The organism is Pseudomonas sp. BAV 4579 (genome assembly GCF_009765395.1).
GTDB lineage: Bacteria > Pseudomonadota > Gammaproteobacteria > Pseudomonadales > Pseudomonadaceae > Chryseomonas > Chryseomonas aestiva.
In genome coordinates this window covers 1-14,668 of sequence record NZ_WHOV01000082.1, presented here as the reverse complement: position 1 = coordinate 14,668, position 14,668 = coordinate 1, and the positions used below count along the sequence as shown (strand labels likewise).

15 protein-coding genes are annotated in these 14,668 nt (G+C 67.0%); 5 read left to right on the top strand and 10 right to left on the bottom strand.

Annotated features, from left to right (window positions below; all coding sequences use genetic code 11):
* Nucleotides 1-28: 28 nt before the first annotated feature.
* The gene (locus tag GSQ95_RS16425; protein WP_158894236.1) at nucleotides 29-919 is read right to left on the bottom strand and encodes a LysR family transcriptional regulator; all 891 of its coding nucleotides are present in this window, start codon (nucleotides 917-919) and stop codon (nucleotides 29-31) included.
* A gap of 172 nt (nucleotides 920-1,091) precedes the next feature.
* Here GSQ95_RS16425 and GSQ95_RS16420 point away from each other — a divergent pair, with 172 nt between their 5' ends.
* The 3 genes from GSQ95_RS16420 to rarD all read left to right on the top strand — a co-directional run bounded on the left by GSQ95_RS16420 (nucleotide 1,092) and on the right by rarD (nucleotide 3,513).
* The gene (locus tag GSQ95_RS16420) at nucleotides 1,092-1,682 is read left to right on the top strand and encodes a DUF3060 domain-containing protein (protein ID WP_158894239.1); all 591 of its coding nucleotides are present in this window, start codon (nucleotides 1,092-1,094) and stop codon (nucleotides 1,680-1,682) included.
* A 74-nt stretch (nucleotides 1,683-1,756) separates the two neighbouring features.
* Complete coding sequence (locus tag GSQ95_RS16415; RefSeq protein ID WP_158894242.1) at nucleotides 1,757-2,608, top strand: EamA family transporter; 852 nt, start codon at nucleotides 1,757-1,759, stop codon at nucleotides 2,606-2,608.
* On the top strand, nucleotides 2,605-3,513 hold the full coding sequence (gene rarD / locus GSQ95_RS16410) for an EamA family transporter RarD (protein WP_158894244.1): 909 nt from the start codon (nucleotides 2,605-2,607) through the stop codon (nucleotides 3,511-3,513). Before GSQ95_RS16415 ends, rarD begins: the two co-directional genes overlap by 4 nt.
* Here the strand turns inward: rarD and GSQ95_RS16405 are convergent.
* Genes GSQ95_RS16405 through puuE form a run of 4 tightly spaced genes read right to left on the bottom strand, consistent with a single transcriptional unit; the run spans nucleotide 3,510 to nucleotide 6,455 of the window.
* A complete protein-coding gene (locus tag GSQ95_RS16405; protein WP_158894246.1) occupies nucleotides 3,510-4,010 on the bottom strand; it encodes an ureidoglycolate lyase in 501 nt (166 codons plus the stop codon). The two genes, rarD and GSQ95_RS16405, sit on opposite strands and share 4 nt — an antisense overlap.
* Nucleotides 4,007-5,014 carry an allantoicase gene (alc, locus tag GSQ95_RS16400; RefSeq protein ID WP_158894248.1) on the bottom strand — a complete coding sequence of 336 codons (1,008 nt, stop codon included), beginning with the start codon at nucleotides 5,012-5,014 and terminating at the stop codon, nucleotides 4,007-4,009. The genes GSQ95_RS16405 and alc overlap by 4 nt, the downstream gene beginning before the upstream one ends.
* 23 nt (nucleotides 5,015-5,037) lie before the next feature.
* Nucleotides 5,038-5,550 (bottom strand): 2-oxo-4-hydroxy-4-carboxy-5-ureidoimidazoline decarboxylase, encoded by a 513-nt coding sequence (gene uraD, locus GSQ95_RS16395; protein ID WP_158973855.1) that lies wholly within the window; start codon nucleotides 5,548-5,550, stop codon nucleotides 5,038-5,040.
* Complete coding sequence (gene puuE, locus GSQ95_RS16390) at nucleotides 5,547-6,455, bottom strand: allantoinase PuuE (RefSeq protein WP_158896593.1); 909 nt, start codon at nucleotides 6,453-6,455, stop codon at nucleotides 5,547-5,549. The genes uraD and puuE overlap by 4 nt, the downstream gene beginning before the upstream one ends.
* Nucleotides 6,456-6,671: 216 nt before the next feature.
* On the opposite strand from puuE, the gene uraH reads away from it, so the two are divergent.
* Nucleotides 6,672-7,043 (top strand): hydroxyisourate hydrolase, encoded by a 372-nt coding sequence (uraH, locus tag GSQ95_RS16385; RefSeq protein WP_158896594.1) that lies wholly within the window; start codon nucleotides 6,672-6,674, stop codon nucleotides 7,041-7,043.
* 69 nt (nucleotides 7,044-7,112) lie between these two features.
* Here the strand turns inward: uraH and GSQ95_RS16380 are convergent, their stop codons facing one another.
* Both GSQ95_RS16380 and GSQ95_RS16375 read right to left on the bottom strand, forming a co-directional pair.
* Nucleotides 7,113-8,159: an SGNH/GDSL hydrolase family protein gene (locus tag GSQ95_RS16380; RefSeq protein ID WP_158896595.1), complete on the bottom strand. Its 1,047-nt coding sequence runs from the start codon at nucleotides 8,157-8,159 to the stop codon at nucleotides 7,113-7,115.
* Nucleotides 8,160-8,365: 206 nt separating this feature from the next.
* A complete protein-coding gene (locus GSQ95_RS16375) occupies nucleotides 8,366-8,689 on the bottom strand; it encodes a helix-turn-helix transcriptional regulator (protein ID WP_158896596.1) in 324 nt (107 codons plus the stop codon).
* A 92-nt stretch (nucleotides 8,690-8,781) separates the two neighbouring features.
* On the opposite strand from GSQ95_RS16375, the gene GSQ95_RS16370 reads away from it, so the two are divergent.
* The gene (locus tag GSQ95_RS16370) at nucleotides 8,782-9,879 is read left to right on the top strand and encodes an NADH:flavin oxidoreductase/NADH oxidase (protein ID WP_158896597.1); all 1,098 of its coding nucleotides are present in this window, start codon (nucleotides 8,782-8,784) and stop codon (nucleotides 9,877-9,879) included.
* Nucleotides 9,880-10,092: 213 nt separating this feature from the next.
* Here the strand turns inward: GSQ95_RS16370 and guaD are convergent, their stop codons facing one another.
* Genes guaD through xdhB form a run of 3 tightly spaced genes read right to left on the bottom strand, consistent with a single transcriptional unit; the run spans nucleotide 10,093 to nucleotide 14,642 of the window.
* Nucleotides 10,093-11,397, bottom strand: a complete 1,305-nt coding sequence (gene guaD, locus GSQ95_RS16365; protein ID WP_158896598.1) for a guanine deaminase — start codon at nucleotides 11,395-11,397, stop codon at nucleotides 10,093-10,095.
* A 24-nt stretch (nucleotides 11,398-11,421) separates the two neighbouring features.
* Nucleotides 11,422-12,246 carry a xanthine dehydrogenase accessory protein XdhC gene (xdhC, locus tag GSQ95_RS16360; RefSeq protein WP_158896599.1) on the bottom strand — a complete coding sequence of 275 codons (825 nt, stop codon included), beginning with the start codon at nucleotides 12,244-12,246 and terminating at the stop codon, nucleotides 11,422-11,424.
* Nucleotides 12,243-14,642, bottom strand: coding sequence for a xanthine dehydrogenase molybdopterin binding subunit (gene xdhB, locus GSQ95_RS16355; RefSeq protein ID WP_158896600.1), 2,400 nt, complete (start codon nucleotides 14,640-14,642; stop codon nucleotides 12,243-12,245). Before xdhB ends, xdhC begins: the two co-directional genes overlap by 4 nt.
* Between the last annotated feature and the right edge of the window lie 26 nt (nucleotides 14,643-14,668).

The following is a 14,668-nucleotide window of genomic DNA, read 5'->3' as shown; positions in this document are numbered from 1 at the left end:
TAGCAACCCGGCTGGCACCCCGCCACGGTCAGCGTGGCAGGGCATGCTTGCGCAGCAGGTTCATGAGGATCTGCGACGCCGGGCCCAGCTCGTGCTGGCGGGTCTTGTAGAGCTGGAAGGGATGGAAGCGCTGGGCGCCCTGTTCCAGCGGCAGCGGCTTGAGCAGGCCGGCGTCGAGATCGGTCTGGATGGCGTCCCGCGGCAGCCAGGCGAAGCCCAGGCCGTCGCGCAGGAAGGTGGCGGCGGTGCTGATGCTGCCCACCGTCCAGCGCTGTTCGGCGGCCAGCCAGCCGGCATCCCGTGGCTGGGCGCGGCCACTGTCACGGATGACGATCTGCAGCTGCTCTTCCAGATCGGCGGTCACCAGGGTGCGCTGCAACAGATGCAGCGGATGCTCGGGATGGGCGACGGCGACGAACTCCACATTGCCCAGGGAGGCACCCAGGTGGGCGGTGATCACCAGGCCGGTGATCGCCAGGTCCGCCGAGCCGTCGAGCAGGGCCTCCTCCACCCCGGACAGGACCTCTTCGCGCAGCCGTATGCGGCAACCACGACTCTGGGGCATGAATTCGCGCAGGCAGAGCAGCAGCGGACGGGTCGGGTAGGCGGCGTCCACCACCAGGCGCACCTCGGATTCCCAGCCCTGTTCCATGTGGTAGGCCAGCTCCTCCAGCTGGCTGGCCTGCTGCACCAGGCGCCGTGAACGGCGCAGGAGCACGGCGCCGGCATCGGTCAGCACGGCGCGGCGACCTTCCAGGCGCAACAGCGGTACGCCGAGCTGCTCCTGCATGCGGGCGACGGTATAGCTGACCGACGACTGGGAGCGATGCAGCACCTCGGCGGCCTGGGCGTAGCCGCCGTGGTCCACCACCGCCTGCAGGGTTCGCCACTGATCGAGGGAAACGCGAGGAGTCTTCATCGAGCGCTCTGGAGCCACGAAAGGGCGCATGTTAGTGCCTAGGGTGGCAATGGCAAAACGCGGCGTCCATCACGGCATGAAAAAATTCCGCCCGCAGGAGCAAATGTCTCGTCGGCGCCACCCTCCAAGCCAGCCGATGGGTTTCCCACTCTAGGCAAGACAAGGAGTCTCCATGTCGTCATTCAAGGCGTTGCTGGGTTGCTGTCTGGTCATCGCGCCGCTGCTGGTCCAGGCCGAGGAATCCCGCGCGGTGGCGGCCGAGCCGATCGATATCGACGGCATGAACATCAGTCGCACCCTCGATTGCGAAGGCCGGGACGTGTCCCTGTCCGGCGAAGGCAATACCCTGACGTTGAAAGGTCAGTGCGGCACGGTGACCGTCTACGGCAGTCATCATCGGCTGGTGCTCGACGGCGCCCAGGCGCTGACCATCCATGGCCTGGGCAGCGTCACAACGGTCAAGGGCGCGGTGGCCAGCCTGAGCATCGGCGGTGGCTACCAGCAGGTGCAGGCCAACGTGCGCGGCAGCGACGGCCTGGCCAAGGTCGATGCCTATGGCTATGGCGCCAAGGCCCGCCTGACCCTGCTCAGCCAGGCCGACATCGCCGTGGGCGGTTCCAACCAGCAGGTCTACTGGTCGCGCGCCGCGGGCGTGGCCGAACCCAAGACCCTGGTCTCGGGCAGCGACAATGTGCTGCAGGCCAATCAGTCGGTAGCGGCGCTCAGCGGCGGCGAGCCCTCCGGCCTCAACGCCACCCGCTAGCCGGCGACGAGCCGGGGGTTTCCCTCCGGCGGCGGGCACGTTAAGGTCGCGCACCTTTTTCGTGCGTCGCCGCCATGCCTTATCTCCTGCTCGTCACCCTCATCTGGGCGTTTTCCTTCAGCCTGATCGGCGAGTACCTCGCCGGTCGGGTCGACAGCGACTTCGCCGTGCTGGTCCGCGTGGCCATCGCCTTCGCGCTGTTCCTGCCGTTCACCCGCTGGCGCGGAGTGCCGGGACGCTTTGCCCTGGGGCTGATGGCGGCGGGCGCGCTGCAGTTCGGCATCACCTATCTGTGCCTGTACCGCAGCTTCGCGGTGTTGACGGTGCCCGAGGTGCTGCTGTTCACCGTGCTCACGCCGATCTACGTGACCCTGCTGGACGATGCCTGGCAGCGGCGCTTGCGCCTCTGGTCGCTGCTGGCAGCGGTGGTGGCGGTGGGCGGCGCGGCGCTGATCCGTTTCCAGCCACTGACCGGTGACTACCTGCTGGGTTTTCTGCTGCTGCAGGTGGCCAACCTGACCTTTGCCGCCGGCCAGGTGCTGTGCAAGCACCTGGGCCATGCCTATGCCGGACAGGGCGCCCTGCATCGCTACTTCGGGCTGTTCTTTCTCGGTGCCCTGCTGGTGGCGGCGCTGTCTTTTCTGCTGTTCGGCAATCCGGCGCGGCTGCCCAGCACGGGCCTGCAATGGGGCGTGCTGGTGTGGATGGGCGTGTTTGCCACGGCGCTCGGCCTGTACTGGTGGACGCTGGGTTCGTTGCGGGTCAACGGCGGCACCCTGGCGATCATGAACGAGGCCCATGTGCCGGCCGGTCTGCTGGTCAGCCTGCTGATCTGGCAGCATCCGGCCGATCTGCCCAGGCTGTTGCTGGGCGGCGGGATCATCCTGCTGTCACTGTTCATCAATCGTCTGGGGCGCCCGTCATGACTGTGCTGTCCGGCAAGGGCCTGGGCCTTTCGGTGCTGTCGTCGGTGCTGTTCGCGCTGATGCCGGTGTACTTCGCCTGGCTGGCGCCGCTGGATGGCCTGCAGGTCGTGGCCCTGCGGGTGGTCTGGTCGTTGCCTATGGTGCTGCTGCTGGTGGTGGTGCTGCGGGAGGGCAGGGCCCTGTGGGCTACGCTCAAACGGCTGGTGCGCGAGCCCCGCCTGTGCCTGGCCATCCCGGCGGCGGCGCTGCTGATGGGCATCCAGTGGTGGGTGTTCGTCTGGGCGACCATGAATGGCGAGGCCATGGCCATGTCGCTGGGCTACTTCCTGCTGCCCCTGGCCATCGTGCTGACCGGACGCCTGGTCTATGGCGAGCGCCTGCGACCGCTGCAGCAGGTAGCGGTGGTCTGCGCGCTGCTGGGGGTGGTCAACGAGGTCTGGGTGACCGGGGCGCTGTCCTGGGTCAGCCTGCTGCCGGTGGTGGGTTATCCGCCGTATTTCGTCCTACGCCGCTGGATGGCGGTGGATGCGCTGTCGGGCTTCGTGCTGGAGATGTGCTGTCTGCTGCCCTTCCCGCTGCTCGCCCTGCACTGGTTCTCGCCCGGCGCCATCCTGCAGCAGACGCCCTGGCTGTGGGCGCTCCTGCCGGGCCTGGGCCTGCTCAGCGCCATCGCCTTCGCCGCCATGCTGGCGTCCAGTCGCATGCTGCCGCTGAGTCTGTTCGGCATCCTCAGCTATGTGGAGCCGGCGCTGCTGGTGTTCGTCGCCCTCTATGTGCTCGGCGAGCAGCTGCCGGCGGGTGCGATCTGGACCTATGGTCCCATCTGGTTGGCGGTGGCCTGGGTCTGCCTGGACAGTGCGCGCCTGCTGCGCAAGCAACTCAGGCGCGCGCCGGTGGCGCCCTAGAGCGCAAGGATCGGGCATTCCTGAGCGGCGAAAAAGAACTCGTCGCAGTTGGGCAGGCTGCCGGCGCGATCGACGATAAGGAATTCATCTTCGTCGCGCAGGGCCAGCACCGGATGGTGCCAGACGCCGGCGTGGTAGTTGATGCCCTGCTGGCCATCGGCGCGAAAGACGCGGATGGCGCGGGCATCCGGCTCCGCTGCGGGTGGCGCCACTACCACCAGAAAGGGCTCGCCGCGCAGCGGCACGAAGGCCTGGCTGCCGTGGGGATGGCGTTCGAGCATGGCGATGGTCAGCGGATAGTCCAGGCGCCGGGCGCGAAAGATGCTGATGATCGCCGCGCCGTCCGCCGGTCCCGTCGCGACCCGGGCCAGGGCGTGGTATCTCCGGGTCGAGCCGTTGTTGATCGGATACCAGTCCCGGCCCGCCGTCTCTATGACCTCGCCGAAGGGCGCGAAGCTCTCGGCGGTCAGCGGCTCGATGCGCAGTGGCCGACTCATGCCTGGCCCCGTGCCACCTTGCCGAACAGTCGCAGCCGGCTGACACCGCCGTCCGGGAAGATGTTCAGGCGCACGTGCGTGATGGGGCCAAGGTCGCGGACCTGCTCCCGGAAGCTGTGCTCCTGGTGCATCTGCAGCTTTTGCGGCGGCAGCAGCTCCTTCCAGAACAGACTCTGGGTCTCGATCTGGCCATCGGTACCTCCGCGGACGAAGGCGCCCTGGATCTGGCAGCTGTCCGGGTAGTTGCCCTTGAAGTGCAGGGTGTCCACCAGGATCTCCTCGACGGTGCCGGCATGGCCCAGGGCGATGATCACCCAGTCATTGCCGGGGGTGCGACGGCGCGCGGTTTCCCAGCCATCGGCCATGCTGTCGGCGCGACCGGGGTTGAGGATGTTGCTCATGCGGCCGTAGTGCTCGTCGTTGCAGGCGAGGGCACGCCCGCCATTGAGGGCGGCGGCCAGGTCCAGCACCTCGTCTTCGGCCTGGGCCGACCAGTCGCGATGGGGAATGCCATAGACGCGCAGGCGCGCCACACCGCCGTCCGGAAAGATGTTCAGCCGCAGGTGGGTCCAGGGGCGGTCATCGGCGATGGCATGGTGGTGGTGGCTATTGCCCTGCATCTCGATGGCCGGCAGCACCTCGGTCCAGGCAGCGTCTTCGGCCGGATCGCCCTCGGCGCAGAAGCAGGCTTCCAGGGAAGCGGAGGGCGGATAGTTGCCGGTGAACCAGCGGGTGTCGATGTCGACGCCCTTGATCGAGCCGGGCACGCCCAGGCGGATCACCGCGTGATCGTAGCCTTCGAACCTCTTGCGTCGCGATTCCCAGCCGTCCATCCATTTGCCGTTGTCGTCGTAGACGCCTTCCTTCCACTCGGGCTCGTGGGGCTGGAGCATGCGGTCGGTGGCGGCGAACCAGTCGTCGGTGACGCTGATGACGCGAGTGCCGAGACGGGCGTCGGCGAGGTTGAGGTACTTCTCGAAGGGCGCGGCGTAGGTGCGTTTCATGGAGTGCTCTTGTCGGGGAAGGGTCAGAGGGTCTGCAGGCGGAAGAGGGCGATGCGATCGATCTCGGCCAGGGCGCGCTGGAATTCCTGCTCCGGGCTGTTGGGCAGGCGCTCTTCGAAGGCCGCCAGGATCAGATGCCGGTTGCTGCCCTTCACCGCCATGATGAAGGGGAAGCCGAATTTGGCGCGGTAGGCGTCGTTGTGGCGGGTAAAGCGCTCGAGCTCGTCCGGGGTGCATTGATCGAGGCCGGCACCGGCCTGTTCGTCACTGCTGGCGGCGGTCAGCTCGCCGGCCAGAGCGGCGCGCCCGGCGAGATCCGGGTGGGCCTGGATCAGTGCCAGTTGCTCGGCATGGCTGGCCCGGGCGACCTTGGCGGCGAGGCGCTGATGCAAGGCGTCGACGCTGTCCGGCAGCGGCTGGCCCTCGTCGAAGGCGCGCTCGGCGACCCAGGCGGAGTGCTCGTAGATGCCGCCGAAGGCCGCGACGAAGGCGGCGCGATCCAGCTGGCTGGGCGTGACGGTGTGGAAGGTGCTCATACCGGCGGATGCTCCCTGTGCCAGTGACGGGCGATGTCCACCCGGCGGGCGAACCAGACGCGCTCGTGGCTCTGGGCGTATTCGAGGAAGCGCTTGAGCCCCACCAGGCGACCGGGCCGACCGATCAGCCGGCAGTGCAGGCCGATGGAGAGCATCTTTGGCGCGGTGGCGCCTTCCGCGTAGAGGGTGTCGAAGGCGTCCTTGAGGTACTGGAAGAATTGCTCGGCGGTATGGAAGCCCTGGACCTGGGTGAATCTCATGTCATTGGTATCCAGGGTGTAGGGGATCACCAGGTGCGGCTTGCCGGTGGGCGTATCGGGCTCCCAATAGGGCAGGTCGTCGTCGTAGGTGTCGCTGTCGTAGAGAAAGCCGCCTTCCTCCATGACCAGGCGCCGGGTGTTGGGCCCGGTGCGACCGGTGTACCAGCCCAGCGGGCGTTCGCCGGTCAACCGGGTGAGGATCTCGATGGCGCGCTGCAGATGGGCGCGCTCCTCGGCTTCGTCCAGGTACTGGTAGTCGATCCAGCGATAGCCGTGGCTGCAGATCTCGTGGCCGGCCTGGACCATGGCGCGGATGACCTCGGGGTGGCGCTCGGCGGCCATGGCCACGGCAAAGATGGTCAGGGGTACCTGATGCTTAGCGAACAATTCCAGGATGCGCCAGACGCCGGCGCGACTGCCGTATTCGTAGAGCGACTCCATGGACATGTTGCGTACGCCCTGCAGCGGCTGGGCGGCGACCATCTCGGAGAGAAAGGCCTCGGACTCCTTGTCGCCGTGCAGGATGTTGCGTTCGCCACCCTCTTCGTAGTTGAGCACGAAGGACAGGGCGATGCGGGCGTCACCCGGCCAGCGCGGGTGGGGCGGCTGGGCACCGTAGCCGATGAGATCGCGGGGATAGGTCATGGGAAGGGCATCCTGGCAGTCGAGATGTTTTGTATACAATGTTTGGCGGCCTTTGCCGAGTCCCAGCAAGAATCCTGCCTAACTGGTCTGACCGGTCTGAAGTCTTTTCTGTGCCGGAGGGCGATGATCCCTTCGCTAGGGCGGGGCGAAGAGCTGTATACAATCGATGGGTAGAAAACTGCTAGGCTGGATCATCCCCCTTGCAGGAGTTCTTCCATGTCCGTTTCATCCCCTGGCGGTTACCTGACGACCCATGTGCTGGACACCACCGGCGGCTGCCCCGGCGCGGACATCGCCGTCCGCCTGTACCGCCTGGATGGGGGGTCGCGGCAGGCGCTGGGTGAAGTGCGGACCAATGCCGATGGCCGCGGCGATGCACCGTTGTTGCAGGGCGAAGCCTTCACGGCGGGCATCTACGAGCTGGAGTTCGCGGTGGGTGACTACTATCGGCGACTAGGGACGACGCTGGAGGAGCCGGCATTTCTCGACACCGTGGTCCTGCGCTTCGGCATCGCCGATGAGGCGGCGCACTACCATGTGCCGCTACTGGTTTCGCCCTACAGCTATTCGACCTATCGCGGCAGTTAGGGAAGACTGCTCTGCGGCGGTGCGCACAGGGGTGAGCCGGCACCAGCCTGGAGCGTGGATCCGCTCAGGCTAATGGAAGCTCGGCTCGCTGCTCAGCCGGGTGCTGGCCAGCAGCGGTCGGTCCGGCACGGCGCTGTCCGGCCAGGTCTGGGCGATGCGTTCCAGCACCACCTGGGCCAGCATGCTGTGGGTACGGCTGGCGAAATGGCCCCGGGCGCCGAAGATATAGGCCTGGTCAGCGCCCGGTTCGACGTAGCTGTCCGGATCGCAGAATTCGCGACCGGGCAGGCAGGCGTCGCCTTCGGCATGAGTGAATCCATAGTTGCCGTAGTGGGCGAAGACCTCTTCCATCACCCGGTAGGCATCCACCAGCAGCAGGCGGTCTCCGGCCGGCAGGTTGGCCTGCAGGGCGTCGTTGTAGAGCTTCACCAGATCGTGATTACGCTGCGCCACCTGTTCGGTCCAGGGCTCCAGATAGGGCGCCTTGCCGTAGTCGGTGTTGTTGAGCACCACCAGCCGCTGGGCACCCAGGCTCAGCAGGTAGCGCAGCAACTTGACCTCGTTCAGGGCCGTATAGCGGATCCGGGCCTCGACCTGCGCGCGTATCTCCGGGGGCAGCGGGGCATCGGCCATCAGCGCGGCCTTGAGCGTCTTGTCGTAGAAGGGGCCGATGATGTCATTGCCGCCGATCTGCACCAGCACCAGGTCCTGCTGGCGGAAGCGGCCATGCTGCATCTCGAAGTTGCGGATCTGCTGGGAGAAGGCCAGCGGCGCCTCGTTGTGGTCGAAGCCTGGCTCGGTGAAGCTGCCGGTCACGGCGCCGCCCTCGGCGTAGCAGAGGCCGTCGGGATCGCTCGGACCCTCGTGACCATAGCCTTCCACCTGACGATTGGGGCCCAATTCGACGCCGTAGGCGTCGGCGATTTCCTGGGGGTAGGTGCGCCCCGGATTGGTTGCGTAGATGTGGCCGAAGGTGCCGCAGTCCATCAGGCTGTCGCCAAAGGCGATGACCCTCTGGATGCCCCGCGCCTCGGCGATGGGCTCAGGGCTGGGTACGAGGGCGAGCAGCGTGGCGACACCTGCGAGTGCGGTCGCCAATCCCCAGTGCTTGCCCATCGTCTACCTCCCGGCAGCGTCCAGCGTCGGTGCTGCCTTTATCTTGTGCAACCTTCATACCGGGAAGAGCGGAAAAGCAAGGCCGGAGTTCCCGGCGCCCGGACCAGGCGAAGCGGCAGCCGACGACCAGCACGGGATAGCAAGGGGATGGGCGAGTCCAAGGTTTTGCAGCCATGGCAACCGTGGCTATATGCGCAGCGGCTCAGCTAGTCCGGCTTGATCACGGGATCGGAGGACTGCGCCAGGATGGCTGCCATCAGCCCGGGGAAACGCTGATCCAGGTCGTCGCGCCGCAACTGGTTCATGTGCGTGGTACCGGCATTGTGGGTATGCACCAGGCCGGCGTCGCGCAGCACCCGAAAGTGATGCGACATGCTGGATTTCGGACGACCCCCGTCGAGTTCGCCGCAGGTGGCCTCGGCAACCCGCGCCAGGTAGCGGACGATGTCCAGACGCACGGGATCGCTGAGCGCATGGAACAGGCGCTCAAGGGAAAATTCGTCGGGACTGGGATGTTTGAAAGGGCGCATGCGCTAATCATACACCGGGGGTTGGCGATTATGTTATGTTCGACTAATATCGAAATAACGAAACAGCATCCGCCTCATTGGAGACCGCTCAGATGTCCGCATTGTTCCAACCCTTTACCCTCAAGGACGTGACGCTGCGCAACCGCATCGCCATCCCGCCCATGTGCCAGTACAGCGCCGTCGACGGCATGATCAATGACTGGCACCAGGTGCACTATGCCGGCCTAGCCCGCGGTGGTGCGGGCCTGGTGGTCGTCGAGGCCACAGCGGTCTCGCCGGAAGGCCGGATCACCCCCGGTTGCACCGGCATCTGGTCGGACGCGCACGTCCAGGCCTTCGTGCCGGTGGTCCAGGCGATCAAGGCCGCCGGTTCGGTACCGGGCATCCAGATCGCCCACGCCGGTCGCAAGGCCAGCGCCAACCGCCCCTGGGAAGGCGATGACCACATCGCCGCCGACGACGCCCGTGGCTGGGACACCATCGCGCCGTCCGCGGTGGCCTTTGGCGCCAATCTGCCCAAGGTGCCCAAGGCCATGACCCTGGACGACATCGCCCGGGTTCGCCAGGACTTCGTCGATGCCGCCAAGCGTGCCTATGAGGCCGGCTTCGAGTGGCTGGAACTGCACTTCGCCCACGGCTACCTGGCCCAGAGCTTCTTCTCGGTGCATTCCAACCAGCGCGACGACCAGTACGGTGGCGACCTCGCCGGCCGCAGCCGCTTCCTGCTGGAAACCCTGGCCGCGGTGCGCCAGGTCTGGCCGGAGCACCTGCCGCTGACCGCGCGTTTCGGCGTGATCGAATACGACGGTCGCGACGAAGAGACCCTGGCCGGATCCATCGAGCTGGCCCAGGGCTTCAAGCGCGAAGGCCTCGACCTGCTGAGCGTCAGCATCGGCTTCTCCACCCCGACCGCCAATATTCCCTGGGGACCGGGTCTGCTGGCACCCGTCACCGAACAGGTACGCAAGGCCACCGGCCTCAAGGTGGCCTCGGCCTGGAACATCGACACCCCGGCGCTGGCCAACCAGGTGGTGGCCGATGGGCAGCTGGATCTGGTGATGGTGGGTCGCGCCCACCTGGCCGATCCGCACTGGCCCTACTATGCGGCCAAGGCGCTGGGCGTCGACCAGCCGTCCTGGGTGCTGCCGGCGCCCTACGCCCACTGGCTGGAGCGCTATCGCAGCAGTTGAGTCGGCCTAGGCTGAAGATGAAAACCGCCCCTCGAGGCGGTTTTTTGTGGGTATGGGGTGGGGGTGGGTTTTGTTGGGCTTCGCTGTGCTCAGCCCAACCTACGGTAATGGTTAGGTGGAGCTGAGGCGGCTCTATCGCCGGAGCCCAACAGTGCCGTTTTGCTCCACCCGTGGAAAACGCTGCGCGGTTTTCCAGGCTACGGGGTGACGGTATCAGGCGTCGCGGCTGTGTACCCGGCGACCGGCGGCATGGGTTTCCCGTATCACCCGGTCGTCGCCCAGGGTGGTGAGGACGAAGAGGGTTTCTTCCAGGCTCTTGGACTGTTGCAGGCGGTAGTCGAGCAGCGGGGTGGCCTTGAGGTCGAGCACCACGAAATCGGCGTCGTGGCCGGGGGCCAGGCTGCCGATGCGCTCGTCCAGGCGCAGGGCGCGGGCGCCGCCCAGGGTGGCCAGGTAGAGCGATTTGAAGGGATGCAGGCGATGGCCGCGCAGTTGCTGCACCTTGTAGGCTTCGCCAAGGGTCTGCAGCAGCGAGAAGCTGGTGCCGGCGCCAACGTCAGTACCCAGGCCGACGTTGACCTTGAAGGCTTCCATCCGCTCGAGATCGAACAGGCCGCTACCGAGGAAGAGGTTGGAGGTGGGGCAGTGCGCCACCGCTGACCCGGTGTCGTGCAGGCGCTGGCACTCGGCGTCGCAGAGGTGGATGCCGTGGGCGAACACCGAGCGCGGACCGAGCAGCTGGAAGTGATCGTAGACGTCCAGGTAGTGGCGGCGCTCCGGGAACAGTGCCTTCACCCAGTCGATCTCCTTGAGATTCTCGGAGAGGTGGGTGTGCAGGTAGACGTCCGGGTGCTCGGCCAGCAGGCGGCCGGCGGCTGCCAGCTGTTCCGGGGTGCTGGTGGGGGCGAAGCGCGGGGTGACGGCATAGTGCAGGCGGCCCTTGCCGTGCCAGCGCTGGATCAGCGCCTTGCTGTCGGCATAGGCGGAGTCGGCGGTGTCCTGCAGATAGTCCGGGGCATTGCGATCCATCAGCACCTTGCCGGCGATCATGCGCAGGTCGAGGCGTTCGGCGACCTGGAAAAAGGCGTCCACCGACTGCGGATGGACACTGCCGAACACCAGGGCGGTGGTGGTGCCGTTGCGCAGCAGTTCACCGACGAAGACCTCGGCCACCTCGGCGGCCTTGGCCGGATCGACGAAGGCGCCCTCGGTGGGAAAGGTGTAGGTGTCCAGCCAGTCCAGTAGTTGCTCGGCATAGCTGGCGATCATGCCGGTCTGCGGATAGTGGATATGGGTGTCGATGAAGCCGGGGGTGATCAGGGTGTCGGGATGCTCGATGACCTGGGTGCCGGCGGGCAGGGTGGGCAGCAGCTCGGCGGCCGGGCCCATGGCCTGGATGCGGCCGTCTGCGACCAGCAGCAGGCCGTCGGCGTGGTATTCGTAGGAGGCGTCCAGCCCCACCTCGGCCGGGTCGGCGAGGCTGTGGAGCAGGGCGGCGCGATGGGCGATGGCGGTCATAACGATCTCGGATGAAGGATGGAGCTACTTGGGGGTAGCGGTGACCAGGCGCAGGGGCAGATCCGCCTGCTCGGCCTGGCGACCGTAGTGGGCGATGACCTCGCCGGCCACGGCGATGGCGATCTCCAGCGGCAACTTGCCCTGGACCTCGGGCAGGCCCAGCGGGCAGCGCACCGTGGCCAGGCGGTCGGCGCCGTGGCCGCGCGCCGCGAGCCGGTGGCGGAACTTGGCCCACTTTGTCCGGGAGCCGATCAGACCGAAATAGCCATGGTCGCCGCGGGCGAGGATGGCAGCGGTCAACTCCAGGTCCAGGGGGTGATTATGGGTCATGACGATGTAGTAGGCACCCGCCGGCATCCGGGCGACCTCGTCGACCGGCTCGTCGGTCAGGCGCTTTTCCACGCCGGCGGGCAGGACGGCAGGAAATTCCTGGGCGCGCGAATCCACCCAGCGCACCGCGCAAGGCAGCCCGGCCAGCAGCGGCACCAGGGCGCGGGCGACATGGCCGGCGCCAAAGACGATCACCGGGACGTCCTGTGCCAGCTGAGGTTCGAACAGCAGGGTAGTGACACCCCCGCAGCACTGGCCGAGGCTGGCGGCCAGGGAGAAACGCTCCAGACGCGGCTGGCGGGTACCGGCGGCGAGCATTTCCCGGGCGATCTCCACCGCGCGGTATTCCAGGTGGCCGCCGCCGATGGTCAGATGCTGCTCTTCCCGGCCCACCAGCATCTTGGTGCCGGCCTCGCGGGGCGTGGAGCCCTGCTCGTCGGCCACGGTGATCAGCACGCAGGGCTCGCCCCGCGCTTCGAAATCAGCCAGCAAGGCCAGCCAGCCACGTTTGCTGTTCATGCGGACTCCTCCGTGGCGGGGACCGGGGCGGCCTGGGACTCGGCAGCCAGGCGGCGCATGCGCTCCACGCCCCAGAGCACCCGTTCCGGGGTGGCCGGCGCGTCCAGCGCCGGGTGGAAGCGGTAATCCGCCACGCTGGCCACGGCGTCCTGCAGGGCGCACCACACCGAGATGCCGAGCATGAAGGGCGGTTCGCCCACGGCCTTGGAGTGGAACACCGTGGCCTCGGGATTCTGGCGATTCTCCACCAGCCGCACCCGCAGATCCGGTGGCACATCGCTCACCGCCGGGATCTTGTAGGTGGAGGGGCCGGCGGTGAGCAGCTTGCCGGCATCGTTCCACACCAGTTCTTCCATGGTCAGCCAACCCAGACCCTGGACGAAGCCGCCTTCCACCTGGCCGATGTCGATGGCCGGATTCAGGGAGGCGCCGACGTCATGGAGGATGTCGGTGCGCAGCAGGCGGTATTCGCCGGTGAGGGTGTCGATCAGCACCTCGGAGCAGGCGGCGCCGAAGGCGTAGTAGTAGAAGGGCCGCCCGCGGGCCTGGTCGCGGTCGTAGTGGATCTTGGGTGTGCGGTAGTAGCCGGTGCTGGACAGCGATACCTGGCCAACATAAGCCAGCTGGATCAGTTCCTCGAAGCTCAGCAGCCGGTCGCGCACCCTGACGTGGCCGTTGCGGAAGTCGACCTCTTCGGGTCCAACGTGGAAGTGGCGGCTGGCGAAGTCGATCAGCCGATCCTTGATGGTCTGGGCGGCGTTCTGCGCGGCCTTGCCGTTGAGGTCGGTGCCGCTGGAAGCCGCGGTGGGCGAGGTGTTGGGCACCTTGTCGGTGTTGGTGGCGGTGATCTGGATGCGGGCTATGTCGACCTGGAAGACCTCGGCCACCACCTGGGCGACCTTGGTGTTGAGCCCCTGGCCCATCTCGGTGCCGCCATGGTTCAGGTGGATGCTGCCATCGGTGTAGACGTTGACCAGGGCGCCGCCCTGGTTGAGAAAGGAAGAGGTGAAGGAGATACCGAATTTCACCGGAGTCAGCGCCAGGCCCTTCTTCAGTACCGGACTGCCCTGGTTGAAGGCGCGAATGGCTTCGCGCCGCGCCTGGTAGTCACTGCTGGCCGCCAGGTTCGTGGTCATCTCGTCGAGCAGGTTGTCTTCCACCACCTGGTGATAGTGGGTGAGGTTGCGCGTCTCCTTGCCATAGTAGTTGCGCCGCCGCACCTCCAGCGGGTCGAGGCCGCGATGGCGGGCGATGGCGTCCATGACGTTCTCGATGGCCAGCATGCCCTGGGGGCCGCCGAAGCCGCGGTAGGCGGTGTTGGACGCCAGGTGGGTCTTGCATCTGTGGCCGGTGATCTGGGCGTTGCCGAGGAAATAGGCATTGTCGGCATGGAACATGGCGCGATCGATGATGGCGTTGGACAGGTCGGGCGAATAGCCGCAGTTGCCCGCCAGTTCGAAGCGGATGCCCAGCAGCCGGCCGTCTTCGTCGAAGCCGACGTCGTAGTCGACATGGAAGGGATGGCGTTTGCCGGTCATGTGCATGTCTTCGAAGCGCGGCAGGCGCATCTTCACCGGGCGCCCGGTGAGATGGGCGAACACCGCGCAGAGCGCCGCCGGCATGCCGGCCTGGCTTTCCTTGCCACCGAAGCCGCCGCCCATGCGCCTCATGTCGACGGTGATCCTGTTCATCGACACCCCCAGCACCTCGGCCACCTGCTTCTGCACCTCGGTGGGATTCTGGGTGGAGGAATAGACCAGCATGCCGCCGTCTTCGGTGGGCATCACCGAGGCCACCTGGGTTTCCAGGTAGAAGTGCTCCTGGCCGCCAATGGCCAGTTCGCCCTGCAGGCGATGGGGCGCGGCGGCCAGGGCGGCGGCCGCGTCACCGATCCGGTGGCTGTGGCTGGGCGAGATGAAGTGCTCGCGGCGCAGCGCTTCCTTGACGTCGAGGACGGCCTCCAGCGGCTCGTATTCGACGCGGGCGGCCTGGGCGGCGCGGCGGGCGGCGTCGAGGCTGGTCGCGGCCACCGCCAGCACCGGCTGGCCCAGGTACAGCACCTCGCCATCGGCCAGCAGCGGATCGCCGGGCAGGACGGCGCCGATGTCGAGCTGGCCGGGTACGTCGGCGGCGGTGATGGCCAGGGCCACACCGGGGATCTGGTAGCAGGGCGCGAGATCGATGTGTTTGATCCGCGCGTGGGCGTGCTCGCTCATCCGCGCATAGACGTGCAGCTGGTTGGGAAACTCCAGGCGATCGTCGATGTACAGGGCCTCGCCGCTGACATGCTTGTCGGCGCTCTCGTGCTTGAGCGGCTTGCCGACGCCGGTGGCCAGGCCGGCGGCGAAGGCCGCGGCCATTTCCTCGGGGGTACGGGCGGGCAGGGTGCTAGACATGGGCGGTGACCCTCGTGGCGAGCGTG